The organism is Sulfitobacter sp. HI0027 (assembly GCF_001634775.1).
Classification (GTDB): domain Bacteria; phylum Pseudomonadota; class Alphaproteobacteria; order Rhodobacterales; family Rhodobacteraceae; genus Sulfitobacter.
Genome location: NZ_LWER01000172.1, coordinates 1 through 25,106, shown reverse-complemented (window position 1 = coordinate 25,106; position 25,106 = coordinate 1). Strand labels below are relative to the sequence as shown.

Here is a 25,106-nt window from a genome sequence, read left to right as displayed (position 1 = left end):
AAGCCCTAAAGAACGTAGCGGCTTAGATCGGTGGAGCGGGTCAGTTCGCCCAAGTTCTTTTCGACAAAGTCGGCATTAACCGTGATCTCTTGCCCCGACCGGTCGGGCGCATCAAAGGAGACCTCCTCGAACACCCGTTCCATCACCGTATAAAGCCGCCGCGCGCCAATGTTCTCGACCGAGGTGTTCACATCCGCCGCGATCTTGGCCAGCGCCGCGATGCCCTCTTCGGTGAAGGTGACGGTCAGATCTTCGGTCCCCATCAGGGCGGTGTATTGCCGCGTCAGCGCATTGTCGGTCTCGGTCAGGATGCGAACGAAATCACCCTCGGTCAGCGCCCGCAGTTCGACGCGGATCGGCAGACGGCCCTGAAGCTCGGGCAACAGGTCCGACGGCTTGGCGATGTGGAAGGCACCGGAGGCGATAAAGAGGATATGATCGGTCTTAACCGTGCCGTATTTCGTCGACACCACGGTGCCTTCGATCAGCGGCAGCAGATCGCGCTGCACCCCTTCACGTGAAACATCACCGCCCCGCGCATCGGAACGGGCGCAGACCTTGTCGATTTCATCCAAAAAGACGATGCCGTTCTGCTCGACAGCCTCGATGGCGGCGCGGTTCACGGCTTCATCGTCCAGCAATTTGTCGGCTTCTTCGCCGACCAGCACCTCATAGCTATCGGCCACGGCCATGCGTTTTTTGGTGGTGCGGCCCCCCATGGCTTTGCCAAACATATCGCCAAGGTTCATCATCCCCATGCCCTGTTGGCCGGGAATGTCCATCATTGGGAAGGGGCTGGAGGTATCGGAGACCTCAAGCTCGATCATCGTGTCGTCCAACTCACCACTGCGGAGCTTCTTGCGGAACATCTCGCGGGTGCCGTCGCGGGCGTCGGTGCCGGCGATGGCGTCGATCACGCGCTCTTCGGCGGCCTGCTCGGCCTTGGTTTTCACGTCTTCACGCATGAAATCGCGGGTCATGGCGATGGCGCTGTCCACAAGATCTCGGATGATCTGCTCCACGTCGCGGCCGACATAGCCCACTTCGGTGAATTTCGTCGCTTCGATCTTGATAAATGGTGCACGGGCCAACTTGGCCAAACGGCGGCTGATCTCGGTCTTGCCGACGCCGGTGGGGCCGATCATCAAGATGTTCTTGGGGTAGACTTCGTCGCGCAGGTCATCGCTTAGCTGTTTGCGGCGCCAGCGGTTGCGCAGGGCCACGGCAACGGCGCGTTTGGCGTCATTCTGGCCGATGATATAGCGGTCCAGTTCGGATACGATCTCGCGGGGGGTCAGGTCGGTCATGCGGTGATTTTCTCCACGGTGAGTTTGCCGTTGGTGTAGACGCAGATGTCGGCGGCGATCGCCATGGCATCACGGGCAATGGTTTCGGCGTCGCGGTCGCTGTCCATCATGCCGCGCGCAGCGGCGAGGGCATAGTTCCCGCCCGACCCGATGGCCGCGACCTCATGTTCGGGCTCCAGCACATCGCCGGCGCCGGTGATGACCAGCAGGTCTTTCCCGTCGGTCACGATCAGCATCGCTTCGAGTTTTTGCAGGTATTTGTCGGTGCGCCAGTCCTTGGCCAATTCGACACTCGCGCGGGCCAATTGCCCCGGTGTCGCTTCGAGCTTGGCCTCCAACCGTTCCAGCAGGGTAAAGGCATCTGCCGTGGAGCCCGCAAACCCCGCCACAACATCATAGCCGCCGGGGCTGAGCTTGCGCACTTTGCGCGCGGTGCCTTTGATCACGGTCTGGCCAAGGCTGACCTGTCCGTCACCGGCAATTACCACTTCGCCGCCTTTTTTGACGCCAATGATCGTGGTCCCGTGCCAACCGGGGAAATCGTCGTTCTGTGCCATGGGGCCTCCTGTCGCTTGGCGCTCTATATGGCCCCCGTGGCAGGGCAGGACAAGGGCAGCGCCGCTTGTGAGCGGTCGGGCGACGGGCTAGCCTCTGGCGATGCAGGATCAAGCCCAAGTTGATATCTACCTTGAACCCCCGCTACGGCAGAGCGCCGAAGCCGGGACGCATAACTTCATGGGAAAACTCGCGCGTGTCCTCGAAAATGCCCAACTTAGGGTCACATATCGAGATATCGGCGCGCCCGCCCGCGCGGCTGATGCGCTTTCATTAAGCCATATGGCCCCTGCCCCAACGTCCCGCGGTTTGGTCTTTCGGCGCTGCTACTACTACCCCTTTTGGCAGATCGAAGCGCGCCCTGAACGGTGGCTTTGGGATGTCGCCGTGGCCGAGTTTGATCCAAGCGGTGTCGATCCAAAGCAGGCGCAACGCTTCTACAGTTTCTGGCAAAAGCGCCTGTTCGGAGATGCGCCGCAACAGTCCAACCGCGATGGGCCGATCTACGTGCCGCTACAGGGCCGCTTGTTGCAGCGGCGGTCTTTTCAATCTTGCAGCCCACTTGAAATGCTGACCCTCACTCTTGATCATAGCACCGGCCCCGTCGTCGCGGCCTTGCACCCGAAAGAGTTCTATAGCCCCGAGGAGCAAACCGCGCTTGAAGCGCTCGCTGCGCGCCATCCAAAATTGACACTGACGATGGGTGAGATGGTGCGGCATTTGCAAAGCTGTGCATTCGTCGTGACGCAGAATTCAGCAGCCGCCTTCTCTGGTTACTTCTTTGGCAAACCGGCGTTGTTCTTTGGCCAGATCGATTTCCACCATATCGGCGTGCGGGCGGATCTTGCGGATCTCAGCCACAGCTTTGCCACCGTGGGGCAGACAGCCCCGGATTTCGCCGCTTATATCCGGTGGTTCTGGCAAGAGCATTGCATCAACGCAGGCCGCGCCGAGGCCGAAGAAAAGATCGTTGCCCGGTTCAAACGCTTTGGCTGGCCCCTTTGACTGGCTCTTGTGACCGCAAATGAAAAGGGCGCCCCGAAGGACGCCCGTTTTCGTAACTCAAATCTGGTAAGGTACTGACCTTAGATGGATTCTTCGATCCAGCTTTGCAGGGCCGCCTTGGGGCGTGCGCCAGCAAGGTTGGACACGACCTGCCCGTCTTTAAAGATGAACAGCGCCGGAATACCACGCACGCCGACCTGAGCGGGCGAGTTCGGGTTTTCGTCGACGTTGACTTTGACAATCTTCACGCGACCGTTCATCTCATCCGACAGCTCCTCCAGCGAAGGGCCGATCTGTTTGCACGGGCCGCACCATTCGGCCCAGAAATCGACCAGAACCGGAATGTCCGAATTTTTGACTTCGGAGTCGAAAGTGTCGTCGGTGACTGCGACGGTTGCCATGATGCTCTCCTGACAGGAATGGGTTGAGGCCTGAACCTATGAACGCGGGGCGGTGGCGTCAAGATATGGCAGGGCACGCAGCGCATTTGTCACGATATCGTTGGGTAACACCATAAGCGCGGGGCGGGCGGTCCACAGAATGGCGGTCTTGATCCGGCGATCGGGGTAGATTTGGCGCAGCATATGGGCATAGGCGCCCATCTGGCGCAACAGCCCGTCGGGGCAGGCGTCAGCGGTCTCGGGGACCACGCGGTTGGTCTTGAAATCGACGGCAAGGATATGATCCTCGGCGATCACCAATCGGTCGATCGTGCCGTGCAGACGCTGATGGCCCAAGCTGCCGGTCACGGGGACTTCGGCAAGGGTCGTCTTGGTGAACAGCGGGGCGAGGGCAGGGGTGCGCAGAACCACTTCGGCCTCACTTTCGGCGCGGGCAATCATTTCAGGTGGATGCCTTCGGGCCAAGCGGTCCAGAAATACCTGCCGTGCGTCCGGCCCCATGAGGGGCAGATGCTCCAACAATTCATGGACCAAAGTGCCGTAGCTCAGCGCGGTATCCATATCAAAGCCGGCCTCACCCGCCAGCGCCTTGGCACCGCCAAGATCGGAGGGCGAAAGGGTCTTGTCCTCCCCCCGGAGGGACGGGGCGGAACGGGTAAAAATAGGGTCTAACACGGGCGTTGTGACGATTTTCTCAGGCGTTTCTACGATGTCGAGCGTATCCCAGTCGCCCTGTTGATAGCGCAGCGTGCCATCATCGCCCAAGGGCTCGGCCCGGAGCCGGGCCAAAGCGGCAGCGGTGATCTGATACCAAGAGGATTCATCTTTCGACAATTCCCCCGCCGCCGCCACGATCAGCCATTTTTCGGCCCGCGTCATGGCCACATAGAAAAGCCGAAGCCGCTCTTGCAATGCGGCCTCTTTCATCTCGTCGAGCCGCGCGCGCATGGGCTGGGGCATGTCATCTGCCGGGGCTTTCCAGACGGGCGTGCCGTCGACGGTGATGATCTCATCCTTGATCGTCACATCGCGCCGCCCGGTATCGGGCAGGATCACGATCGGCGCTTCCAGCCCCTTTGCCCCATGCACCGTCATCACGCGGATCTGGTTCGAAGCACTGTCGATCTGGCGTTTAATCTCCAGATCATCGGTCTGCATCCATTGCAGGAATCCGGTCAGGCTTGGCACCGTGCCGCGCTCGTAAGAGAGCGCTTGGCTTAGCATCGCATTGATCCCATCCTCGGCCTCTGGCCCCAACCGCGCCAGCAGTTTGCGGCGGCCATCGTGGCGGGTGAGGATGCGTTCGATCAGGTCGTAAGGGCGCAGGTAATCAACCTGCCCGCGCAGGTCGCGCAGCACGGCAAGGGTGGCGGCGTGGGTCTCGGTCTGGCCGCGCAGGGCTTGCCAGAGGTGATCCTCTTTGCGGTAATGGGCGAGGGTGAAAAGGTCTTGTTCAGACCAGCCGAAAAGTGGTGATTTCAACGCGGTGGCAAGGGATAGATCGTCGTCCGGTGTGGCGAGGAACGACAGGATCGCAGCCAGATCGCGCACCGCCAGTTCGGCCCCGACCTTAAGCCGGTCCGCCCCGGCGATGGGCAGTTCCGCCGCCTTGCAGGCGCGGATGATCTCCGAAAACAGGGCCGAGCGGCGCTGCACGAGGATCAGGAAATCCCCCGGTTGGATGCGCCGCCGCGCCAAGCCGCCCTTGCTGTCGTCGGGCAGGTAATGCGCCTCGGTGGTTAGCTCTTTGATCCGCCGCGCGATGCGTTCGGCCAGTTGCACGGTGTGATGCCGCGCGCTGCGGCGGTCAACGGGGTCGGTCCAGTCGCCTTCTTCATCGGGGCCTGCTTTCTCAATAAAGGGCCAAAGATCGACACGGCCGGGCAGGCGGTCCTTAAAGGCCATATGCCCGTCATTTGTGAACCCTGTTTGGATCTCCGGATCGAAAACCCCATCGACCGCCTGCAAAATCGCCGAGGAAGACCGGAAGGAATAGGCGAGGCTACGGCGCTGAAAGAACTGCCCCGCTTCGCCGATTTTCTGCTCAAAGGTCGCGCCTTTGCGGTCCAACTCCTCGGGGTCGGCCCCTTGGAAAGAGTAGATCGACTGCTTTTTGTCGCCCACGACGAAAAGCGTCCGATCCACCTCATGACGTGCGCCAGCGCCTGAGTAAAATTCATCCGTCAGCCGTTCGATCACATCCCATTGGCGCGGCGAGGTGTCCTGCGCTTCGTCCACAAGGATATGGTCGATGCCACCGTCGATGCGAAACAGCACCCAAGCCGCCACCGCCTTGTCGGTCAACAAAGCGCGGGCTTTGAGGATCAGATCGTCAAAGTCGAGCCAGCCGCGTTTTTGTTTCTCATCGGCATAACGCTCAAGGAAACGGGCTGCGAACCGGTGCAGCACATAGGACTTGCGCGCCGCCTTTAAGGCCAGCCGCGCTTCGCGGGCGTCTTCGACGCGCTGCATCAACTGCTCAAGCTGCGGCATCTGTTCGGCGATGACCTTTTGCGTCGGCTTGGTCGGAAAACTGCCGATCTTCGCGGTAAATGGCGCCTTGGCGCCGCTGCCGGTCAAAAGGGTATTTTCAAGCTGGGGCAGGGCAGAAAGATCGTAGCGGTCAATCTCTTGCAGCGCCGCGCCGGCCTTGCCGTCATTTCCGCCTTTGGCCAGCAGATGCGGGATGATCTCGGCCATCATCGCCGCCTCGCTGCCAAGAAAGACCGACGCCGCGATTTTCTCTTCGGTCAGGTCTTCGGGCTGGGCGAAAAGCGTTAGGATCTCGGCCCATGACCGGGGGTCGGTGAAAGCATCGCGCTGGCCCACGATGCTGCGGGTAAGGCTGGCGAAATCTTCTCCGGTGTAATGCCGCGCAATGTCGGCCACCAGCGGGGCGTCTTCGCTCTCGGCCATCTCATCGACGATCTCGGCCCGCAGCAGATCGGCGGCGCGGTCTTCGATCTCGGTGAATTGCGGGCTGACCTGTGCCTCCAACGGGAAGCGGCGCAGAAGGGCCGCGCAGAAAGAGTGGATGGTTTGGATTTTCAGCCCGCCCGGTGTCTCAATCGCGCGGGCGAAAAGGGTGCGGGCATTGCGCAGTTGCTCGGGCGTCAACTCTCCTTGCACGCCGAGATCGGCCAAGGCATCGCGCAGCGCTTCGTCCTTCAGCATCGCCCATTCGCCCAAACGTTTGAACAGACGGTTTTGCATCTCTGACGCGGCGGCCTTGGTATAAGTCAGGCAAAGGATGTGCTGCGGCTCCACATCATCCAGCAACAGCCGCGCCACGCGGTCGGTCAGCACGCGGGTCTTGCCAGAGCCCGCGTTGGCGGTGAGCCAAGTGGAGGCATCGGGCCGCGCCGCTTCGATCTGGGCGCGGGTGGCATCGTCAAAATCGCGCATCATTCCAAATCCTCTGGACGGGCAGAGCTGGTGCCGTCCCATTCGCCGAAACGGGCCAGTTGGTCATAATTCCCGGCAAAAGCATCGCTTTGCACCATGCGGCGCGCGGTGAAGCCCTGCCCCTCATCAAGGTAGCGTGAGAGCAGCGCATGCAGCCCGGCGAGCACCTCTTGAGGGTTTTCTTCTTCCAGCGGGGCAGGGACTTCGACGGGTTTCGACCCGAGCCCGATAAAGGCAGCATGGGCCACATGGGCCACGCCCACCTCTGGGAAACCGCCACGCTCGACCATCGCAGCCTCGATCAGCAGTTGCTTGTCAAACAGCCGCTGTTCCTTTTTGCCCGGCGGCGTCCCGGTCTTGTAGTCATAGATCAGCACATCGCCATCATCGGTCTGGTCGATCCGGTCCGCAAAGCCACTGAGGGTAAAGCCGAGGTCGGCGAAGGTGTAGCTGCCGCGCGCGCCCTGTTCGAACGCGACGGGGCTGGAGAATGCGGCGCGTTGGCTTTCACGGGCGATGAACCAATCTGCGATCCGGTCGATCCGTGCCAGCCACATGGCGCGGGCGGCGGGCCATGGGGCTTCCTCCTCCAGCACCTCGGCGGCCACTTGCATCAGCGTGTCGCGGGTTAGTCGCGCAGGATCGCGGGCCACCAGCTTCACGAAATCCTCCATGATACGGTGCAAAACGATGCCCCGCACCGGCGCGTCGGGAGATTGCACCAGGGGGTTGATCGGACGCAATTTCAGGCTGTGCTTGGCATAGACGGCATAGGGATCACGGATCAGCGTCTTGATCTCGGTCACCGACAGTTTGCGCGGCCGCGCGGCACGGGGCGGGCGCGGCGAGGGGCGCGGCGCGGGGGCCGTACGCTTCACCGCCTCAAGGCCGCGCACCTGATCCAGCCAATAGCCGCCGCGCTGCTGCATCGCCTTCCACGCCTCCGGCCCGCCGGTGTCGCCCAAGCCGCCCAGCAGATTGCCCAACCGGTTCAGCCAGCGTGACGGCACCATCTCTGCCTCATCCGAGCGGATCGCTCGGGTGATCCAAACCTCGGGGCTGGCGATGGCCTGTTGATAGTCATGCGCCGACAGGCCGATGCGCCGTTCGGGCAACAGCAGCCCGGCCTTTTCGCGCATCTGACGGTTGAGCCAAGGATCGGGCGGCGGCGCTTCGGGCCATGTGCCTTCGTTCAATCCGCCGAGGATGACCAGATCGGCCCCCTGCACGCGCGCCTCCATCGTGCCCCAAATCATGATGTCGGGGTGCGGGGTATCGGCCTCACGCACCTCTTCTTGGGACAAAAGCGCGCCCAGCAGGTCGGCGTAATCTGCGGCATTCATCGCGCCGCCATGGGCGGCATGCTCCGTCAGGTTGGCCATCACCGCCGCAGCCGCGATGCCCGCACCCTGCTGCCAGAGCAGGTGATCGGGGTCGGCGGGTTGCCCGGCGGCGATCCTTTCGGCCAGTGCCGAATGCGCGGCGACGCAATCGGGCAGGGGCCGCTCTCCGGGGGCGTCATGGCCGGAGAAAACCTCGCCCAGCCAAGCAACCCAATCGCGGAAACCGCTGGGGTCTTCCATCCGCTTTGCCGCGCGTTCCGCGATTTCGGTCAAGCCCTCGGCGTCGGGGTAGGGAAGCCCGTAACGGCGGATCTCGGCCTCGAGCCGCTGGGTGTAAAGCTGGTGAAAGTTCCGCCCCGCACCGCTGTGTGTCAGCGGGTGTTTCAGCAGGGTCAGCAGCGCCTCGGCATCCAGTTTCCGGACGAACAGCGCCGCCACATGGCGCAAGAACCGCCCCGGCGGAGAGAGTTGCAGCGGCATCCCGGCGCTGTCGTCAGGCAGGATGTTCCACCGATCAAGAGCCGCCGTGACCTGCCGGGTAAGCATCCGGTCGGGCGTGATCAACGCGGCTTTCACCCCGTCTTCGGCAGCTTGGCGCAGACGCAGCGCAATGGCCAATGCCTCGACCCGCGGCGTGGGCGCTTCGATCAGGGTGATGTTGGCGGTGGCACCTTGCAGGTCTTCCAGTTTCGGCCCCTCACCCAGCCAAGCATGGGTGACCGGCGCGGGCCGGAGCGAGAGCGACAGCAGCTTGTTGCGGGCCGTCGAAACCGGGGGCATCTCGCACCACGGCGCGACCGCGCCGCGCGCAACGCCGAGCATGTTCATCAGCTTGCGAAACCGGTATTGCGGGTGATCCTCGGCCAAAAGCGCCTGATCCAATTCATTCCAAACGGCGGTCGGCATCTCAAAGTCGAAACCGGGCAGAATGATCGCGCCTTGCGGCAGGCGGGCCACGGCCTCCATCAGCAGCGCGGTGGTCCCGCGCGACCCGGTAGAGCCAGCAAGGATCACCGGGTGCTGCGGTGGATTGTCCTGCCAGCGGGCGATGATCCGGGCGACGAGTTGACGCCGCCGCGCTTCGGCATCCGGGCGGGTGGTGGTCTGGGCTAGATAGTCATGGGCGATGGCTAGGAACCGCTGCGCGCGCTCCCAATGGGCCGAGAGATGGCCAACGTCCAGCCCGGCCACCGTCTCGGGCGAGACCCCTTCGCCCTGCATCTCGTCGATCAGGCCCGCAAGACTGTCCGACAGCGCATAAAGCGACGCGCGCGGCGCGAGATCCGGCGCGGCATCCAGCAGGCGCGACACCAGTTGAATGAGTTCCAGCCGCCGTTGCAGCGGTGGCGTTGGGGCAGGCAGCGCAATGCCGGGGCCCAAGGCATCAAGGTCCGTAATCAGCCGAATGCGGGGCAGAAACCCCGCCGGCCCTGCGTCGAAATCATGGCGCAACCGGCGTGCCATTCGGTTGGTGTTGACCAGCAGTTCAACGCGGGCCATCGCCTCGGGGGGGCCATTCTCCAACCGGTCACAAAGCCCGCGCACCAACCCGCGTGGAAAGTCGACACCGGGGGCAAGGCCAAAGACGCGGGGGCTGTCTTGCGGTTCAAACATCGGCGCCCGCCAAAAGGCTTTCGGCAAGGGGAATGCCGCCGGGATGGCCCACATCGCACCAACGCCCAGTATAGGGCAGGCCAAACAACGTCTCGCGCTGAAGCATCATATCCCACAACAGGTTGAGCGAGAATTTCTCGGCTTCGATATCGGCCAGCAGATCGGTCTTGATAATCTGTATCCCGCCATAGACCTGCCCCGGCCCGCGTCGCAGGCGGCCATCCGCGGCGCGGGTAAAGTCGCCCGTGCCGCCATGGCCAAGTGTGTTCTCCAGCGGCACGGTCATCAATAACGCTTCCATCCGCGCCGGATCCCACGCCGCTTGCAGCATCGAGAGCGGGTTCGGCCCGGCCCAAACTGCGTCACTGTTCATGGTGAAAACCGGCCCCGCGCCCAGCAACGGCAGGGCATTGCGCAATCCGCCGCCGGTGTCGAGGATCTCAGGCGTCTCGATCACGGTTTTAACGCCCTGCGCCCGCAGATGGGCATCAAGCTGGTCGGGCAGATAGTGCAGGTTCGCCACGATCCGGCCGGGGGATATCCTGCGGGCGAGGTCCAGCGCAAGGTCGATCAAGGGGCGACCTGCGACCGGCACCATGGGCTTGGGCTGAGTCTGGGTGAGATGTTTCATCCGCGTGCCGAACCCGGCCGCGAACATCATGATGGCGTCGGGATAGTCGCGCATTGGCTTTTTAGATGCTCCAATAATTCGGGGGTCGGAGGGGGCAGCACGCCCGCGATAGAATCCGCCACCGCGGCAAGCGCGGGATGACGCAGGTTATGTTGCAGATGCTGCCACACACGGGGGATCAGATCGACGTAATGCGGTTTGCCATCGCGTAGGCAAAGGCGCGCAAAGATGCCCAGAATGCGCAGATTGCGCTGGGCACCAAGCAGCGCATAGGCGCGGCGAAAGGGGGCGGCTTCTTGTTCGGTCTGGGCAATGTAATAGTCGATGATCTGTCCCTCCACCGCGCGGGGAACATCACGGCGGGCGTCTTGCAGGATTGAGACCAGATCATAGGCCGGATGGCCCAGCAGCGCGTCCTGGAAATCCAGCAACCCGACGCGCGCGGCACCTTCGCGCTGCGGCAGCCAAAGCAGATTTTCGGCGTGATAGTCGCGCAGGATCACGACCTTGGGGGCGTCATCCAGCGCAGCGACGAGGGGGCGGAAAGCCTGCGCGAAAGCGGCGCTTGCCACTTGCCCACCCTCGGGTGCGTAAAAGTCGAATGCGGGGGCTGCCATATCGGTCAGCCAATCGGCATCGCAAAGCGGCAGTTCCGGCAAGGGGGCGCTGTGAAGTTTGACCAATACGTCTGCGGCGGCGCGGTACAGCGGAAGTTCCCGAGCGGGATCAGCCGCCATCAGCCGGGCGAAAAGATCATCGCCAAGGTCTTCGATCAGCAGCAGCCCGTGGTCGCTGTCCTTGTGGCAAATCTGTGGCGCGCTGAGGCCGCAGGCCGTCAGATGCGCCGCGACATCAAGGAAGGGGCGCACGTCTTCGCCGCGTTCGGGTGGGGCATCCATCAAGATGGCCCTATCTCCATTCGCTTTGCGCAGCCGGTCATACCGCCGGTTGGAGGCGTCGCCCGCCAGCAGTTTTCGGGTGGCCCCGGCCCAGCCGGACGTTTGCAAAAAACCTTCGATTAATGCGGCGCGTTCGGTCATGTGCGCCACTCTGTCAACTTGGCGGCCCAACCGCTGCCGGACCATTCGGCTGTCAGCGCGCGGCTGTCTTCGTGGGCCCCGGGGAAAAGGCTGATCCGCAATGCCCCGGCGGGGGCGAGCGGGCCCAGACGATCCGGCCATTCCACCAGACAGATCGCGTCATGAAAGGCCTCAACCAGTCCCAGTTCCTCGATCTCATGGGTGGAGGTCAGACGGTAGAGATCGGCATGCCAGATCGCGCCGCTTGCCCCCTCATAGGTTTGCACCAATGTGAAGGTGGGCGAGGGGATGTCCTCGGGGTAGTCGAGCAGTTCGGAAATCAGGGCGCGGGCGAAATGGGTCTTGCCCGCACCGACATCGCCGCTGAGCAAAATGACATCGCCGGGTGACAGGCGGCGGGCCAATTGCTGGGCGCGCCGGGCGGTGTCATCGGGGCCGCTGAGCCGGAGGGAAAGGGTATCGTCGGACATGCCCCATGCTTAGCGTGCCGACACGCAGCCGCAAGATTAAAGCGGCGGGGAATGCCCTAGTTGGAGGGTTGTCGCCGGTCGCATGCCGAAGGCATGGCGCTGCGGTCCGGGCGGGCCGTTCCAACCGGGGTCGGGCGAAAGCGCAAAAGCGTCGCGCCGGAAGCGATGGCCGAAATCTCACAAGTGAGGGCCGCGCCGTGGAGCGGAGCGACGGGCATGTTCCAGCCCGCGCGGTCCCCTCTGCCCATGACAAACTCGGCCACGTCGGGCCACAGCGGATTGGCGGCCGACATCTTTTGCCAGACGCGGATCGCGTCGTTGATTGTAATCTCGGCAAAGCTTTTGTCGGGGTCTTGTTTCCATTGGTCGCGATAGGCGGCGTTGCAAAAGGTCAGCACGCCGGAGGCGGAGAAGACGGCGAACCCATCTTCGAGCTTGTCCAGCAGGCTTTGGCTTTGCTCAAGCTCAGCGCGGAAATTGCGGGTCAGGGTGACTTCGGCGGTGATGTCTTCGATCAAGAATGCGGTGGCCCCGTCGGGGTGGGGCCGGCCACGGATGCTGTAGGTTTGACCGTTCTCAAGCGACCATGTCTCTTGATAGCGTCCATCGGTTGCGGCGGCGATCACCTCGGCAATCTCCTGACGCCAATTCTTGTAGTTTTTTGGTTCCGGCATGCGGCGGCTTTCGCGCAGCTGATCGAAAAAGGACACCATCGTCGGTCGGGCGCTGAGAAAGGGGGCGGGCAGGGAGGTCAGGTCAACCAGGGCAGGGTTGAACAGGGCCAACTGCCCGTTGCGGTCAAAAATCGCCAGCCCGATGGACAGATGCGCAAAGGTTTTGGCAAGGGTTTGAACGAAGTTGCGCTGCGCCTCTTCGGCGGCGACCACGGCATTGATGCAGGTGGCGTGGTAGACCTGCACATTGTCCTCTGTCGTGGTGGTCAGCGCGTACCAATCGGGTTTGTCCCCGTCGCCGCAGCGCAGGCATACGCGGTTGGGATGTTCGGGCGAGGGCGTGCTGAACAATGCGGCGCCGCCGCATTCAGGATCGGCCGGAGCCTTGCGTTTCAGGGCCCCGTAGGCCCGGTTGTGCCAGATGATGCGGCCTGCGGCATTGGTCTGCCATGCAGGGTTGGGGCTGGTTTCGCTGGCCCGGCGCAGCGCGGCGAGTTTTTGGAACGTCTCTTGCGTGATCTCTTCGGCCGCGCGGGTCTGGGGCAGGTGCAGCCAACAAAGCGCGTCTCGCCATGTGATGCGAAGTTCCGACGGGCTGTCGCCATCCTCTGCCACGAGGGTCAGTTTGCCGGTGGCCCCGTGCCGGGCCGTGCGGGGGAATTCAGGAAACCGCGACAGCAGCGCTTCGCGGATGTCCTCCCACTGGTGGTGGCCGGGGGCGAGGGCAAAGCGGGTTAGTGCGCTGTCGGAGCCGTGGATCAACTCGCCGTCTTCGAAAAGCAGGCTCATATCGTCGATGCCGGGCGGTGCCGCAGCGGGGCGGCCCGCTGCTGTGCTAAGCCACCAAAGGGCGGCCAGAGCGGTGGTGAAAGCGGCGGCAAGCACGATGATAACGTCTGGCAATGCCATGACGGATACCCCTTTCGGCAAATGCGACGCCCTATATTGAGAGCCAAAGGTTAACGGCGGGTTAACAAAAGCGCAGTTCCCCCTTTCAAGCCGTTAAGCGCTGGTTCTCGCCCATCACGGCATCATCGGGGCCAAGGTCCAGCAGGCGGCGCGGCCAGACAACTTCGACAACCGCGCCGCTGCCTGCGGGCGGCAACCCGCGCAGCCAACCGCTGTCTGACCCATTGGCAAACCGCAGCCGCGCGCCGGACCGTTCGAGGAAAGTCTTGGCGATGAAAAGCCCCAGCCCCATGCCCTCATATTCGGGGCGCGCCGTCTCGTTTGCCGTGCCGCTACGGCGGCGCAGGAAGGGGTCGCCGATCCGCCCCAGATGCTGCGGCGGAAAGCCCGGCCCGTTGTCGATGATCCGCACCGAGATATCCTCGGCGGACCATTCGGTTTCGATCCAAACCGTGCTCTCGGCAAAATCCACCGCGTTCTGCACCAGATTGCGCAGCCCGTGAATGATCTCGGGTTTGCGCGGGATGGTGGGGGGGCGCGCGTGATCTCGGGCCATCGGGTTGTCAGAGAACATCACCGTCTTGCCGCGCTCCAGATGTGGCTCGGCGGCCTCTTTCACCACGGCGGTGAGTTGCGCGCGTTGCATATGCAGATCGTCTTTCCCGATGCGGCCCATATCGCGCAGGATATCGCGGCACCGGTCAGCCTGATCGCGGATCAACGCAGCGTCTTCGACCAGATCGGGCCGGTCTTCGAGGTCTCCCAGCAGTTCGGTGCTGGCCAGTTTGATGGTGGCTAGGGGCGTTCCCAATTCATGGGCGGCAGCGGCGACAACACCGCTCAGGTCCGACAGTTTCTGCTCCCGTGCCAGCACCATCTGCGTGGCCGAGAGCGCATCGGCCATGGAGTGGACCTCAGTCGTGACGCGCCGCGAATAGGCGCTGGTGAAAACGATGGCGATCAGCAGCGCCGCCCAATGGCCAAAGACAAAAATGCCGGGCTGGCGCAGCACATCGCCCGACTGGGTGACAAGCGGCAGATGCCACAGCGCCAGCACCGAAGCCGCGACAATCGCGGTAGCGCCCAAAACCAGTGTCGAACGCAGGCTGAGTGCGGTGGCCGAGATCGTTACCGGGGCCAGCAGCAGCAGCGCAAAGGGATTGTGCAGCCCCCCGGTCAGCCCCAGCAGGGCGGTCAGTTGCAGCAGGTCAAACAGGACCATGGCAAGGTTCTCGCGCTCGGACAGGCGTTTGTTCTGTGGAAAGACAAAGGCCGCGACGAGGTTGCCGACCACCGAGGCACCGATGGTCAGATAACACAGGCCGAAGGCCAGTTGCAGCCCAAGTGCCCATTGCGCCACGGTAACGGCGGTCAACTGTCCGGCGATGGCGAACCAGCGCAGCAGGATCATCGTGCGCAGGCGGATCCAACTGGCGCGGGTGCGCCCGTCGAGGGGCCGAATATTTGCCTGCGTCATCTTAGCCCCATCACTTTATTGCGTCTTGCATCACCTGCGATCTAGCGTAGGTCTGCGGCGAAACACGATCAAGAGCGGCCATCGCGCAAAGGACTGACATGAAACAGATGATTGCATTTGGTGCGGTTGGGGTTGCAGCGGTATTTCTGGCCGGGACGGCCTTTATGGTGCTGCGCGACGAAGATGATCCCTATGCCTCTTGCCGGTCAAGCCAAGTGGCGGGGGGCGATATTGGCGGTCCGTTTGAATTGGTCAATGGCGCGGGCGAAACCGTGACCGATGCAGACGTAATTACCGAGCCTGCCTTGCTCTATTTCGGCTATACCTCTTGCCCCGATGTCTGCCCGCTGGACGTGGACCGCAACGCCGCCGCCACCGAAATTCTGGAGGAGCGCGGCCAAAGCATTACGCCGGTTTTTATCACCGTCGACCCGGCACGCGACACGCCTGAAGTGGTCGGCGACTTTGCCGAGGTGATGCACCCTCGCATGGTGGGGCTGACCGGCTCGCCTGAGCAAGTCAAAGCGGCCAGCCAAGCTTACCGCACCTACTACAAGGCCCATTCGGCAGATGAGAATGGCGAATACCTCGTCGATCACTCGACCTTCAGCTATTTGGTCATGCCCGGCGAAGGCGTCGTCGACTTTTTCCGCCGCGAAGTGCGGTCCGAGCAGATGGCCGACAGCATTGGTTGCTTCCTCGATCAAAGCTGAAATTGACCCGCCGCGATAGCCGCCCCATATTGGCCTTGGAGAGGGGACGTTGATGCAGGATATTTCCGACTTAGGCCCAGACCGTAGTTTGCTTTTAGTCGATGACGATGAGCCTTTTCTGCGCCGCTTGGCCAAGGCGATGGAGAAACGCGGCTTTGAGGTGGAAACCGCAGGCTCTGTCGCTGCGGGCAAGGCCATCGCCACCGCCCGTTCCCCGGCCTTTGCCGTGGTTGATCTGCGGCTTCAGGATGGCAACGGCCTCGATGTTGTGGAAGTGCTGCGTGACAAACGTGCCGATGCACGGGTTGTGGTGCTGACGGGCTATGGCGCGATTGCCACGGCGGTTGCCGCGGTGAAATCAGGCGCCACGGACTACCTCTCAAAACCGGCTGACGCGAATGACATCGTGAATGCGCTTTTGGCAACCGGCGGCGATCTGCCCGAGCCGCCGGAGAACCCGATGAGTGCGGACCGCGTGCGGTGGGAGCATATCCAGAGGGTCTATGAGCTTTGCGATCGCAACGTCTCGGAAACCGCGCGGCGGCTGAACATGCACCGGCGCACCTTGCAGCGCATCTTGGCAAAACGCTCGCCGCGTTAAAGCTCGAACCGTTTCCAGATTTTATCGACGCGGGTGCCATCGGCCAGCGTGCAACTGGGCAGGCGGCGGAAATCCTCGAACCCGCGGCTTTGGTAATAGGCAAGTCCGCCTAGGTTATCGGCGCGGATGATCGCGTGAATATGGGCATAGCCCAGGTCACGGGCAGCTTGCTTGGTCTGTTCAAACAGTGCTGAGCCGATGCCGAAACCCGTCTCTCCTACCCGCACAAAGGTTGCGACATCCACGCCGCCCTTGGGCAGGTCGGGGTGTGGTTCAATGTACTGAAAGCCTTTCAGCGCGCCGCGCTCATCCTCGGCCAAGTGCCATGCACTGTCCGAGGCGGTCATCCAACCTTGCAACTCGCGCGGGGTGACGGGGGTGACCATGGCGGTGGTGCCCCCCTTGGCGATGATCGCGTTCAGCAAGTCGGCCATGGCGCGGGTATCAAGCGCCCCGGCACGGCGGATGTGGATCACGCCATTTCGCGCAGCAGCGCCGCGTGCCGTTCCGTGAACTCGGCCCGTACCTCAACCGGCGGGCGCAGCAGGATGTTGAGCCCCTCCATCAGCGCCGCATCGGGGCGGCCAAAGAAACGGCTCGCCTCGGTTTCGGAAAAGCCCGCGATCTGGCTGGCCTCCATCCAAGCACTGACGCGGTCCGCCTTTTTGATCTGTTGCTTGACGCGCACCGGCAAGCTGGCAGGCAGGCCAAATCGGACATGTACGGCGGTGGTCAGCCGGTCATCCAAAGCGCGATAATCCGGCCCAACAGCAGCCTTCACGGGCGAGATCATGTCCCCGATCACATATTCCGGTGCGTCATGCAGCAGCGCGGCCAAGCGCCATTTCGCAGGCGCACGGGGGGCGATCCGGGCAAATATCGTTTCGACCAATAGCGAATGTTCGGCCACCGAATAGGCATAGTCGCCCCGCGTCTGACCGTTCCACCGCGCGACAAAGGCCAAGCCATGGGCGATGTCTTCGATCTCGACATCGACCGGGGTGGGGTCGAGCAGATCAAGCCGTCGACCCGACAGCATCCTTTGCCATGCACGTGGTTTCTGCGCCATCCGCCGGAGTCCTTACCTCGTGATCCTTGGGAACAAATCCCTGTCAAACCTGTTCATCCCACGAAGGAGATAATCATGAAACCCGTTTTTTCTGGTACGATACTTGCAGTTACCTTGGCCACCCTCGCTGGTGCCTCGCAGGCAGAAGAAGTCTGCATGCCCGCCAAGGAAATGAAGTCGGCTCTGATCGATTGGTACGGCGAAGAGCCTGTGCCGGGTCAGCGCGAGGACAACAATCAACTTTGGGCATCGGATCAATCGGGCACATGGACCTTGGTCAAGACATTAGCCGACGGCAATGCCTGTGTGCTGGCCCAAGGCGATGACTGGATGGCGGGGCTGTCGGGCGATAAGCAACTGGCCGCTCTTCAGCGTTGACCCTGCGGGGGTCATTCCCCATTCACATTGAGAATTCGCGGCGAAGGTGCTAACCGCCCTGCAACACTTCAAACAGGAGCGCCGCATGGCCCACGACTATATTGTTAAGGATATCAATCTGGCGGCCTACGGGCGCAAAGAGCTGGACATCGCCGAAACCGAGATGCCGGGCCTGATGGCGCTGCGTGACGAATACGGTGAGAGCAAGCCGTTGAAAGGCTCGCGGATCGTCGGCTCCTTGCACATGACCATCCAGACCGCCGTTCTGATCGAGACGCTTGTCGCACTTGGCGCGGATGTGCGTTGGGCATCCTGCAACATCTTTTCCACCCAAGATCACGCCGCGGCGGCGATTGCCGAAGCGGGCGTTCCGGTCTTCGCCATCAAAGGTCAGTCGCTGGTTGAGCATTGGGATTACCTCGACAAATCCTTCATGTTCCCCGATGGCCCGAACCTGATCCTTGACGATGGCGGCGACGCGACGCTCTATATCCTGCTGGGCGCACGGGTTGAGAATGGCGAAGATGAGCTGATCTCCGTTCCCAAGTCCGAGGAAGAAGAAGCGATCTTCGCTCAGATCAAGAAGCGTATGGCCGAAAGCCCCGGCTGGTTCACCAAGATGCGTGACCAGATCAAAGGTGTATCCGAAGAGACCACCACCGGCGTGCACCGTCTCTATGATCTGGTGAAACAGGGCCAGCTGCCCTTCCCCGCGATCAATGTGAACGACTCTGTCACCAAGTCGAAGTTCGACAACAAATATGGCTGTAAAGAGAGCCTCGTCGACGGTATCCGCCGCGCCACCGACACGATGATGGCCGGTAAGGTCGCTGTTGTGATGGGCTATGGCGATGTGGGCAAAGGCTCTGCCGCGTCGCTGAGCGGTGCTGGCGCGCGCGTCAAGGTCACCGAAGTCGATCCCATCTGCGCGTTGCAAGCAGCGATGGACGGTTTTGAAGTCGTGCTGCTGGAAGATGTTGTCGGCACCGCCGATATCTTCATCACCACCACTGGCAACAAAGACGTGATCCGCATCGAGCATATGCGCGAGATGAAGGACATGGCGATTGTTGGCAACATCGGCCACTTCGACAATGAAATCCAAGTTGCCGCGCTGAAGAACCACAAGTGGACCAACATCAAAGAACAGGTGGACATGATCGAGATGCCGAACGGCAATCGTCTGATCCTGCTCTCCGAAGGCCGTCTGCTGAACCTTGGCAATGCCACCGGCCACCCGTCCTTCGTGATGTCTGCCTCCTTTACCAACCAAGTGTTGGCGCAGATCGAACTGTGGGAGAACACCGACAAATACGGCAACGACGTTTATATCCTGCCCAAACATCTGGATGAGAAAGTCGCCCGTCTGCATCTCGACCGGATCGGCGTGAAGCTTTCGAAACTGAACCCCGAACAGGCCGCCTATATCGGTGTGACGCCTGAAGGCCCGTTCAAGCCCGAGCATTACCGCTACTAAATCGCAAAGAGTTCCCTCTTTGGTAAGGTTTCAACGCCGCCCCGCAGACCGTCGGGGCGGCGTTTTTGTATTAAAGTCCTGAAACTCCTCAGGAAATGCGGCCCATCGGCGGATTTAAGCAAATATCTGCCGGTAGCAAATGGCGGGCGGAACATAGTCACCCGGGCGGTGTTTCTTCCCCAGACCACTGAAAAGGAGTATCGAAAATGAAACGTACATTCCTGAAATCCACCGTCGCCGCCCTTGCACTGACTGCGGGCACCGCATTCGCTCAGACTGCCGACACCGAAGCCGGTGCAGCAGCAGAGGCCGAGGCCACAATCTCGGGTGAGAGCGTAAGCGACACCGCCAACGATTTGACCGCCACTGTTGAGAAACAGGCCGAGCAAACCGCTGAGATGTCGCGTGAGAATTCCGACGACTACGATGGAACCAACGACCCCAACAAAACCGACGAAATTCTGACCGCCCCGACAGAGAGCGCGGAATTCGACGGTGACACCGAAGTCGACAACGAAGCGGAACTGACCGCCGAAACCGATGGCGTGACTCCGTCGACGGATGCCGAAGCCGATCTGGCCGGGAACGCGGATTCAGAGTCGAACTCGACCCTGAGCACCGACACCAGCGGCACTGTCACAACAGAGACAGACACCGATCTGGCAGCCGATGAAGACGCCGATATCGACAGCGAAATGACTGCCGAGATCGAAGGCGAAGCTGAGACCGATCTGGAAGAGAATGTCGCTTCGGACACCGAAGCGAACATGGAAACAGACGTCACACGCACCGACACCGGCATGAGCAATGCCTTCTCCGGTATGGTTGTGGGTGATCTGGTCGGCCTGACCGTCGTGGAAGCGGATGGCGACACCATCGGTGACATCGACTATGTGATCAAAACTGACGCTGGTTATGCCGCTGTCGTTGGTGTGGGTGGCTTCCTTGGCCTTGGCGAACACACCGTCGCCGTGCCGCTTGAGGAAATCTCTATGGCCGCCGAAAACGACCTGAAGCTGAGCTCTTGGACCAAAGCCGAGCTGGAAGCCCAGCCGGAAGTTGATGAAGATACAATCGAAGGTCTAGAAGACGACGTTCGTCTTGACGACGCATCCTAAGCGACCCGCGATATCGAACTCAGAGGCGCCCCATCGGGCGCCTCTTTGCGTATGGGGGCGTGGCTGACGGTCGTGGCTAACGGGGGCAGTCAGCCGGGGTCGCGAAATAAATCTTTTGCAAAACAGGGTTATGGCCTTAGGCTCCGGTTTCAGGAACCCCTGAAGCCGAAGTTACTGTTGGAGAGATTTATGGGCAAGCGTGACGAATGGATCGCGAAATACGCCGAGGACCTGAAGAATAAATGCGGCATGGACCCGGATATGGACCTTTTAACCAAGGTGACCATCGGTTGCGGTCCGTCGATCTACAACGCCGACGCGCAAACGGTGTCTGCCGGTGATACGGCTGAATTAAACACCGTAAAGGATAACTTCCTTATCAAGAAACTCGGCCTGTCGGATGATGAGCACCTCATGGGTGGCATTCAAAAAGTGATCGAGACCTATGGCCGGTCAGAGCGGAACAAGTACCGCGCCGTGGTCTATTACATGCTGGTCAAACATTTCGGCAAAGAGTCGGTCTACGGCTAATCGCCGGAAAGACTTACCAAAACTTTACCTCGGACGCGCGCTTGGTTAAGCGCGCGTTTCGTTTTTGATGGGGCTTTGACACAGTAGAAAGTTGAGAAATTCAATGACTTCTGCTATCAGTCTTATATCGGCTTGATGCGCTGATAAGAGTTTAAAGAACATGTGTGGTGGTTTTGGGAGCACATGGGGTGAGAAGGGTTCTGGCGGGGTGCCGGAACCCTTTTTCGTTTCCCAACCGTTAATTTTGGCCGGTCTTAGGGCCCGACCCTAGGGCGCAGTCTTACCCAAACCGCAGATAAGGTCCCATTCCGCTTCGGTCACAGGTTGCACCGATAGGCGGGAGTTTTTCACCAGCACCATATCCTCCAGCCGTGGGTCGGCTTTGATCGTATCAAGTGTCACAGGCAGGCTGAACGACCGCGCCGCTTTGATATCCACACATTCCCAACGCGGGTCATCGGTGCTGCTGTCGGGATGCGCTTCGGCGCAGACTTCGACGATACCGACAACCTCGCGGTCTTTCTGAGAGTGGTAGAAGAACCCCAGATCGCCAACCTTCATCTCGCGCATGAAGTTGCGCGCTTGATAGTTGCGCACGCCGTCCCATTCCTCGCCCGCATCGCCTTTGGCCTTCTGATCGGCCCAGCTCCATGTTGCGGGTTCGGATTTGAACAACCAATAGGCCATTAGCCGATCACCCGGTTCCAATGGGTCAGGGTCACGCTTTGGAACAGACCAGCCTTGGCATAGGGGTCATTCGCGGCCCAATCCTCGGCTGCGGCCATATCTGGCACATCCAGAATGATGAGCGAGCCGATCATGCCGCCTTCGGCATTCAGCAGCGGGCCAGCTTGGGCCACGGCATCGCTGGATTTGAGATAGGCCAAATGGTCGGGCCGGTTTTCCTGACGGATCGGCAGGCCATCGGCTTTGTCATGGGCGGTCAGGGCAACAAACATATCATTCTTCCTTTAGGGGGCGGGTCAGTAGTGATTTCATGGCGCCAGCCACATCTAACTGGTTGTCGAGCAGCCCGGCAACCGCACGTGTAATCGGCATATCGAGCGCAGCCTCGCAGGCAAGTGCATCCACAGCGCGCGCGGTGGCGGCTCCTTCGACCGTGGTCGACGGGTCGAACGGCGTGCCTTGGCCCAGCGATTGGCCCAGCCGGTAGTTGCGCGATTGCTCCGACGTACAGGTCAGCGTCAGATCGCCAAAGCCCGAAAGCCCGGCCAGCGTTGTCGGCTCCGCCTTCAGATGCGCGGCGAGGCGCTGCATTTCGGCATATCCGCGCGTCATCAGCGCGGCCCGTGCGCTTTCCCCCAGCCCCGCCCCGATCGCGGCCCCGCTCGCGATGGCGACGACGTTCTTCAGCGCCCCACCCAGTTCCGCGCCAATTGTATCCGTGGTGCGGTAAAGCCGCAGGTTCGCCGTGGTCAACTCCGCCTGCAGGTATTTGCCCGCCTTCGCATCCGCACAGGCCAAGGTCAGCGCGGTGGGCAGGCCTCGTGCGATATCGGCGGCAAAGCTTGGCCCCGTCAGGATCGCGGCCGTGGCATCGGGGATGGTTTGGGTGATCACGCTCACCGGTCCGACACCGCTGCTGAGTTCGATCCCCTTGCAGCAGGCCACCAGATGTTTCCCGTGAAGCGCGCCTTTGTGGTCTTCCAAGACACTGCGCAGCCGTTGCATCGGCACGGCCAGCAACAGGATCTTGGCCGCGCTCGCTTGGTCAAGGCTATCGGTTACCGTGAGCGTATCAGGGAAAGGGCACCCCGGCAGGCGTTTGGTATTCTCACGGCGCTTGGCCATATCCCCCGCATCGCGCGCCCAAAGCGTCACCGGCCCTTTGCCCGCCAGCGAGATTGCCAGCGCCGTGCCGAATGCCCCTGCGCCAAGGACGGAAACGCTCATGCCTTGGCCCCCTTCTTGCCACTGCCCAGCATCGAAGGCCGTGCGGTATCCAGCGGCCAGCGGGGACGTGCCGAGAGTGTCAGATCATCGGCCTCGCGCAGCGCGGCTTGCTCTCCAGCAGCGAAGGCGATCATCGCGGCGTTATCGGTGCAAAGCGCCAGCGGCGGAGCGACGAAACGCGCCTGCTGTTCCGCTGCAACAGTCTCTAAAGCGGCACGGATGGACTTGTTTGCCGCCACCCCGCCTGCCACACAAAGGCCCCGCGCACCCTCTGCTGGATACTCCGCAAAGGCGCGGCGGGTCTTATGGGCAAGCACATCGACCACGGCTGCTTGAAACCCTGCCGCCAGATCCGCCTGATCTTGTCGGGTCAGCCCGCCACGCTCTGCCACGGATTTATCGCGAGCGCGCAGCACGGCGGTTTTCAGGCCCGAAAAAGACATGTCGCAGCCGTCACGATCCAACAGCGGGCGCGGCAGGGCGAAGCGGTTGGGCTCGCCCTCTTGCGCGCATTTTTCAATCGAAGGCCCCCCGGGCTGCGGCAGACCCAACAGCCGCGCAACCTTGTCAAAGGCTTCGCCCGGCGCGTCATCAATGGTGCCGCCAAGACGGTCAAAACTCTCCGGGCCGCGCACAAGCAGGAACTGGCAATGTCCGCCCGACACCAGCAACATCAGATAGGGATAGGGCACATCATCGGTCAGCCGCGGCGTCAGGGCGTGGCCCGCCAGATGGTTCACCCCATAAAGCGGTTTGCCCGTCGCCGCCGAAAGCCCCTTGGCACACATTACGCCTGAGACAACTCCGCCGATCAGCCCCGGCCCCGCAGTGACGGCGATGGCATCGATCTGCGGCAGGCCGATCCCAGCCTCGGCCAAGGCCTCTTCGACACAGTGATCCAGTTTTTCCGCATGAGCGCGGGCGGCAATCTCGGGCACGACGCCGCCAAAGTCGGCGTGCAATTCGGTCTGGCCTGCCACGACAGAGGCCAGCACCGTGCCGCGCCCATCCTCGCCCATACGCACCACGGCGGCGGCGGTATCGTCGCAACTGCTTTCCAAACCAAGGATCAAGCGGGTCTGAGGCTGGGTAGAGGGCATGGGGGCTTTCCGTTGCAAGGCACCTGTACCGCAGGTAACACCGCTATCACGCGCAAACAATGCCGGAGCCTTGCGATGCCACAGCCAAGATTGCTTCTGACACGTCCACATCCCGGTGCCGCGCAGTTTCTGGATCGGCTCTCGCCCGCGCTGCGGGACGGGGCGGTGATTTCCCCCTTGATCGAGATTGCCCCGACCGGTGTAGAGGTCGATCTCGCGCCCTTCGCCGGGGTGATCTTTACCTCGGCCAATGGTGTGGCCCATGCGCCAAAGGGGGACGGGCGGCCCGCCTTTTGTGTCGGCCCGCAGACCACGGCGGCGGCAGCGAAAGCGGGCTGGCAGGCGCAGATGGCCGGACTGGATGCCCAAGCGCTGATCGCGACCCTCTTAGGCCAGCCGCAGATTGGCCCGCTCTTGCACCTTGCCGGACGCCATCGGCGGGCAGATGTTGCCGCAATTTTAGGCGCTTCGGGTCTGACCGTCGATGTTGCAACGGTCTATGAACAGAACCTTTTGCCGCTCTCCGCCGCGGCGCAAACCCTTTTAAATGGGCCAAGTCCTGTCATCGTGCCGCTCTTTTCCCCCCGCAGTGCACAGCATTTCGCCCGCGAGGCCAGTTGCACAGAGCGGGTCATCGCCCTGTCGATCAGCCCCGCCGCCGCGCAGGCGCTTGAAGCTCTGCCGCTCTATGCGCATGATGTCGCTGCGGAACCCACTGGCGAAGCCATGGCGGAGGCCGTTGAAAAACTTTTCCGCTGCACCACCTTGCCTTGAGGGGCATAGGTATGCCGGGTAAGCTCGCCACTGCGAGCGGATGATAGGTTCAGAATCGAAAGGCGTACGGCGTGGCAAAACCCAAAAAGACGGTCAGCAAAAGCGAAGCGGACAAGACCACGGCCGAACAGACGCCCCCTCAGGCGGATAAGGCAGTAACGGCGGAGAAAGCTGACGCGCCGAAACCATCCGAAACCGATGCCAAGGGTACGGACCCGGTGAAACCCGAGGCGCCGAAGACCGAAGATGTTAAACCGGATGCAGCGAAAGCCGAGCCCGGGAAAACCGACTTGGGCAAAACCGAGCCGGGCAAAACAACCAGCACTCTGCCCGTGCGGGACACTGCGCCCGCAGCGGAGAAAGCCACGGCGAAGCCGACCGCTGCAAGCGACGCGGTCAAGCGTGATGACAAGGCACCGGCTAAGGCGGAGAGCGCCTCTACCGCCAAAGATACGACACCAAAGACGCCCTTGCCCAAGGATGATCCTAAACCAACGTCCAGCGGCGTTGCGCCTAAGGATAAAACGGTTTCCCACGACAAACCAGCGACCGATCCTGCGCCTTCACGCGCGTCGGCAGCCGCGTCTAAGTCGGGTGACA

The 25,106-nt window shown here is 61.9% G+C and carries 24 protein-coding genes and 1 pseudogene; 9 read left to right on the top strand and 16 right to left on the bottom strand.

Going from position 1 to position 25,106, the window contains the following annotated elements:
• Nucleotides 1–5: 5 nt before the first annotated feature.
• A complete protein-coding gene (gene hslU, locus A3722_RS10870; RefSeq protein WP_067623710.1) occupies nucleotides 6–1,307 on the bottom strand; it encodes an ATP-dependent protease ATPase subunit HslU in 1,302 nt (433 codons plus the stop codon).
• Nucleotides 1,304–1,864 (bottom strand): ATP-dependent protease subunit HslV, encoded by a 561-nt coding sequence (hslV, locus tag A3722_RS10865; protein ID WP_067623712.1) that lies wholly within the window; start codon nucleotides 1,862–1,864, stop codon nucleotides 1,304–1,306. The genes hslU and hslV overlap by 4 nt, the downstream gene beginning before the upstream one ends.
• A 100-nt stretch (nucleotides 1,865–1,964) precedes the next feature.
• On the opposite strand from hslV, the gene A3722_RS10860 reads away from it, so the two are divergent.
• Nucleotides 1,965–2,867, top strand: coding sequence for a hypothetical protein (locus A3722_RS10860; protein WP_067623715.1), 903 nt, complete (start codon nucleotides 1,965–1,967; stop codon nucleotides 2,865–2,867).
• Nucleotides 2,868–2,947: 80 nt separating this feature from the next.
• On the opposite strand, the gene trxA is transcribed toward A3722_RS10860, so the two are convergent.
• The 8 genes from trxA to regB form a co-directional block, all read right to left on the bottom strand.
• Complete coding sequence (gene trxA / locus A3722_RS10855; RefSeq protein ID WP_067623718.1) at nucleotides 2,948–3,268, bottom strand: thioredoxin; 321 nt, start codon at nucleotides 3,266–3,268, stop codon at nucleotides 2,948–2,950.
• A gap of 36 nt (nucleotides 3,269–3,304) precedes the next feature.
• Nucleotides 3,305–6,676: a double-strand break repair helicase AddA gene (gene addA / locus A3722_RS10850; RefSeq protein ID WP_067623721.1), complete on the bottom strand. Its 3,372-nt coding sequence runs from the start codon at nucleotides 6,674–6,676 to the stop codon at nucleotides 3,305–3,307.
• On the bottom strand, nucleotides 6,673–9,630 hold the full coding sequence (gene addB / locus A3722_RS10845) for a double-strand break repair protein AddB (protein WP_067916133.1): 2,958 nt from the start codon (nucleotides 9,628–9,630) through the stop codon (nucleotides 6,673–6,675). The genes addA and addB overlap by 4 nt, the downstream gene beginning before the upstream one ends.
• Entirely contained in the window at nucleotides 9,623–10,315 is a 693-nt protein-coding gene (locus tag A3722_RS10840) for a nucleotidyltransferase family protein (RefSeq protein ID WP_067626672.1), read from the bottom strand. The genes addB and A3722_RS10840 overlap by 8 nt, the downstream gene beginning before the upstream one ends.
• The gene (locus A3722_RS10835; RefSeq protein WP_201722012.1) at nucleotides 10,288–11,301 is read right to left on the bottom strand and encodes an aminoglycoside phosphotransferase family protein; all 1,014 of its coding nucleotides are present in this window, start codon (nucleotides 11,299–11,301) and stop codon (nucleotides 10,288–10,290) included. The genes A3722_RS10840 and A3722_RS10835 overlap by 28 nt, the downstream gene beginning before the upstream one ends.
• Nucleotides 11,298–11,771, bottom strand: coding sequence for a tRNA (adenosine(37)-N6)-threonylcarbamoyltransferase complex ATPase subunit type 1 TsaE (gene tsaE / locus A3722_RS10830; protein ID WP_067626676.1), 474 nt, complete (start codon nucleotides 11,769–11,771; stop codon nucleotides 11,298–11,300). The genes A3722_RS10835 and tsaE overlap by 4 nt, the downstream gene beginning before the upstream one ends.
• A 56-nt stretch (nucleotides 11,772–11,827) precedes the next feature.
• Nucleotides 11,828–13,354 (bottom strand): PAS-domain containing protein, encoded by a 1,527-nt coding sequence (locus A3722_RS10825; RefSeq protein WP_082849452.1) that lies wholly within the window; start codon nucleotides 13,352–13,354, stop codon nucleotides 11,828–11,830.
• Nucleotides 13,355–13,439: 85 nt separating this feature from the next.
• On the bottom strand, nucleotides 13,440–14,831 hold the full coding sequence (gene regB / locus A3722_RS10820) for a sensor histidine kinase RegB (protein WP_067626251.1): 1,392 nt from the start codon (nucleotides 14,829–14,831) through the stop codon (nucleotides 13,440–13,442).
• A 98-nt stretch (nucleotides 14,832–14,929) separates the two neighbouring features.
• Between regB and A3722_RS10815 the strand changes: the two genes are divergently transcribed.
• A complete protein-coding gene (locus tag A3722_RS10815; protein ID WP_067626253.1) occupies nucleotides 14,930–15,544 on the top strand; it encodes an SCO family protein in 615 nt (204 codons plus the stop codon).
• 52 nt (nucleotides 15,545–15,596) lie between these two features.
• Nucleotides 15,597–16,145 (top strand): ActR/PrrA/RegA family redox response regulator transcription factor, encoded by a 549-nt coding sequence (locus A3722_RS10810; RefSeq protein ID WP_067626255.1) that lies wholly within the window; start codon nucleotides 15,597–15,599, stop codon nucleotides 16,143–16,145.
• On the opposite strand, the gene A3722_RS10805 is transcribed toward A3722_RS10810, so the two are convergent.
• Both A3722_RS10805 and A3722_RS10800 read right to left on the bottom strand, forming a co-directional pair.
• A complete protein-coding gene (locus A3722_RS10805; protein ID WP_067626256.1) occupies nucleotides 16,142–16,621 on the bottom strand; it encodes a GNAT family N-acetyltransferase in 480 nt (159 codons plus the stop codon). The two genes, A3722_RS10810 and A3722_RS10805, sit on opposite strands and share 4 nt — an antisense overlap.
• Nucleotides 16,618–17,214 carry an HD domain-containing protein gene (locus A3722_RS10800; RefSeq protein ID WP_067626258.1) on the bottom strand — a complete coding sequence of 199 codons (597 nt, stop codon included), beginning with the start codon at nucleotides 17,212–17,214 and terminating at the stop codon, nucleotides 16,618–16,620. The genes A3722_RS10805 and A3722_RS10800 overlap by 4 nt, the downstream gene beginning before the upstream one ends.
• A gap of 75 nt (nucleotides 17,215–17,289) precedes the next feature.
• Here A3722_RS10800 and A3722_RS10795 point away from each other — a divergent pair, with 75 nt between their 5' ends.
• From A3722_RS10795 to A3722_RS10780, 4 genes are all read left to right on the top strand, one after another.
• Nucleotides 17,290–17,592, top strand: coding sequence for an S-adenosyl-L-homocysteine hydrolase (locus tag A3722_RS10795; RefSeq protein WP_067626260.1), 303 nt, complete (start codon nucleotides 17,290–17,292; stop codon nucleotides 17,590–17,592).
• 85 nt (nucleotides 17,593–17,677) lie between these two features.
• Nucleotides 17,678–19,069: an adenosylhomocysteinase gene (ahcY, locus tag A3722_RS10790; RefSeq protein ID WP_067916127.1), complete on the top strand. Its 1,392-nt coding sequence runs from the start codon at nucleotides 17,678–17,680 to the stop codon at nucleotides 19,067–19,069.
• A 206-nt stretch (nucleotides 19,070–19,275) separates the two neighbouring features.
• Complete coding sequence (locus tag A3722_RS10785) at nucleotides 19,276–20,187, top strand: PRC-barrel domain-containing protein (RefSeq protein ID WP_067623445.1); 912 nt, start codon at nucleotides 19,276–19,278, stop codon at nucleotides 20,185–20,187.
• A gap of 189 nt (nucleotides 20,188–20,376) precedes the next feature.
• Nucleotides 20,377–20,718 (top strand): DUF2853 family protein, encoded by a 342-nt coding sequence (locus A3722_RS10780; protein WP_067623439.1) that lies wholly within the window; start codon nucleotides 20,377–20,379, stop codon nucleotides 20,716–20,718.
• 267 nt (nucleotides 20,719–20,985) lie between these two features.
• On the opposite strand, the gene A3722_RS10775 is transcribed toward A3722_RS10780, so the two are convergent.
• The 4 genes from A3722_RS10775 to tsaD are packed head-to-tail and all read right to left on the bottom strand — an operon-like array spanning nucleotide 20,986 to nucleotide 23,732.
• Nucleotides 20,986–21,405, bottom strand: a complete 420-nt coding sequence (locus A3722_RS10775; protein WP_067623437.1) for an EVE domain-containing protein — start codon at nucleotides 21,403–21,405, stop codon at nucleotides 20,986–20,988.
• Nucleotides 21,405–21,677 (bottom strand): YciI family protein, encoded by a 273-nt coding sequence (locus A3722_RS10770; RefSeq protein ID WP_067623436.1) that lies wholly within the window; start codon nucleotides 21,675–21,677, stop codon nucleotides 21,405–21,407. Before A3722_RS10770 ends, A3722_RS10775 begins: the two co-directional genes overlap by 1 nt.
• 1 nt (nucleotide 21,678) lies before the next feature.
• A complete protein-coding gene (locus tag A3722_RS10765; RefSeq protein ID WP_067916125.1) occupies nucleotides 21,679–22,632 on the bottom strand; it encodes an NAD(P)H-dependent glycerol-3-phosphate dehydrogenase in 954 nt (317 codons plus the stop codon).
• The gene (gene tsaD, locus A3722_RS10760; protein WP_067626959.1) at nucleotides 22,629–23,732 is read right to left on the bottom strand and encodes a tRNA (adenosine(37)-N6)-threonylcarbamoyltransferase complex transferase subunit TsaD; all 1,104 of its coding nucleotides are present in this window, start codon (nucleotides 23,730–23,732) and stop codon (nucleotides 22,629–22,631) included. The genes A3722_RS10765 and tsaD overlap by 4 nt, the downstream gene beginning before the upstream one ends.
• 75 nt (nucleotides 23,733–23,807) lie before the next feature.
• Here tsaD and A3722_RS10755 point away from each other — a divergent pair, with 75 nt between their 5' ends.
• Nucleotides 23,808–24,506 (top strand): uroporphyrinogen-III synthase, encoded by a 699-nt coding sequence (locus A3722_RS10755; RefSeq protein ID WP_067626957.1) that lies wholly within the window; start codon nucleotides 23,808–23,810, stop codon nucleotides 24,504–24,506.
• Between the two features lie 71 nt (nucleotides 24,507–24,577).
• Nucleotides 24,578–25,106: pseudogene (locus A3722_RS10750) on the top strand (hypothetical protein); the annotation flags it as partial.

Bases quoted from the DNA above. Each gene is read 5' to 3' on its own strand.
- tsaE (WP_067626676.1), bottom strand. From the start codon at position 11,771: ATGTCCGACGATACCCTTTCCCTCCGGCTCAGCGGCCCCGATGACACC.
- hslU (WP_067623710.1), bottom strand. From the start codon at position 1,307: ATGACCGACCTGACCCCCCGCGAGATCGTATCCGAACTGGACCGCTAT.
- A3722_RS10755 (WP_067626957.1), top strand. From the start codon at position 23,808: ATGCCACAGCCAAGATTGCTTCTGACACGTCCACATCCCGGTGCCGCG.
- A3722_RS10860 (WP_067623715.1), top strand. From the start codon at position 1,965: ATGCAGGATCAAGCCCAAGTTGATATCTACCTTGAACCCCCGCTACGG.
- addB (WP_067916133.1), bottom strand. From the start codon at position 9,630: ATGTTTGAACCGCAAGACAGCCCCCGCGTCTTTGGCCTTGCCCCCGGT.
- A3722_RS10835 (WP_201722012.1), bottom strand. From the start codon at position 11,301: ATGACCGAACGCGCCGCATTAATCGAAGGTTTTTTGCAAACGTCCGGC.
- tsaD (WP_067626959.1), bottom strand. From the start codon at position 23,732: ATGCCCTCTACCCAGCCTCAGACCCGCTTGATCCTTGGTTTGGAAAGC.
- ahcY (WP_067916127.1), top strand. From the start codon at position 17,678: ATGGCCCACGACTATATTGTTAAGGATATCAATCTGGCGGCCTACGGG.
- A3722_RS10785 (WP_067623445.1), top strand. From the start codon at position 19,276: ATGAAACGTACATTCCTGAAATCCACCGTCGCCGCCCTTGCACTGACT.
- A3722_RS10775 (WP_067623437.1), bottom strand. From the start codon at position 21,405: ATGGCCTATTGGTTGTTCAAATCCGAACCCGCAACATGGAGCTGGGCC.
- A3722_RS10815 (WP_067626253.1), top strand. From the start codon at position 14,930: ATGAAACAGATGATTGCATTTGGTGCGGTTGGGGTTGCAGCGGTATTT.
- A3722_RS10810 (WP_067626255.1), top strand. From the start codon at position 15,597: ATGCAGGATATTTCCGACTTAGGCCCAGACCGTAGTTTGCTTTTAGTC.
- A3722_RS10800 (WP_067626258.1), bottom strand. From the start codon at position 17,214: ATGGCGCAGAAACCACGTGCATGGCAAAGGATGCTGTCGGGTCGACGG.
- A3722_RS10825 (WP_082849452.1), bottom strand. From the start codon at position 13,354: ATGGCATTGCCAGACGTTATCATCGTGCTTGCCGCCGCTTTCACCACC.
- regB (WP_067626251.1), bottom strand. From the start codon at position 14,831: ATGACGCAGGCAAATATTCGGCCCCTCGACGGGCGCACCCGCGCCAGT.
- A3722_RS10840 (WP_067626672.1), bottom strand. From the start codon at position 10,315: ATGCGCGACTATCCCGACGCCATCATGATGTTCGCGGCCGGGTTCGGC.
- A3722_RS10770 (WP_067623436.1), bottom strand. From the start codon at position 21,677: ATGTTTGTTGCCCTGACCGCCCATGACAAAGCCGATGGCCTGCCGATC.
- A3722_RS10780 (WP_067623439.1), top strand. From the start codon at position 20,377: ATGGGCAAGCGTGACGAATGGATCGCGAAATACGCCGAGGACCTGAAG.
- trxA (WP_067623718.1), bottom strand. From the start codon at position 3,268: ATGGCAACCGTCGCAGTCACCGACGACACTTTCGACTCCGAAGTCAAA.
- hslV (WP_067623712.1), bottom strand. From the start codon at position 1,864: ATGGCACAGAACGACGATTTCCCCGGTTGGCACGGGACCACGATCATT.
- A3722_RS10765 (WP_067916125.1), bottom strand. From the start codon at position 22,632: ATGAGCGTTTCCGTCCTTGGCGCAGGGGCATTCGGCACGGCGCTGGCA.
- A3722_RS10795 (WP_067626260.1), top strand. From the start codon at position 17,290: ATGAAACCCGTTTTTTCTGGTACGATACTTGCAGTTACCTTGGCCACC.
- addA (WP_067623721.1), bottom strand. From the start codon at position 6,676: ATGATGCGCGATTTTGACGATGCCACCCGCGCCCAGATCGAAGCGGCG.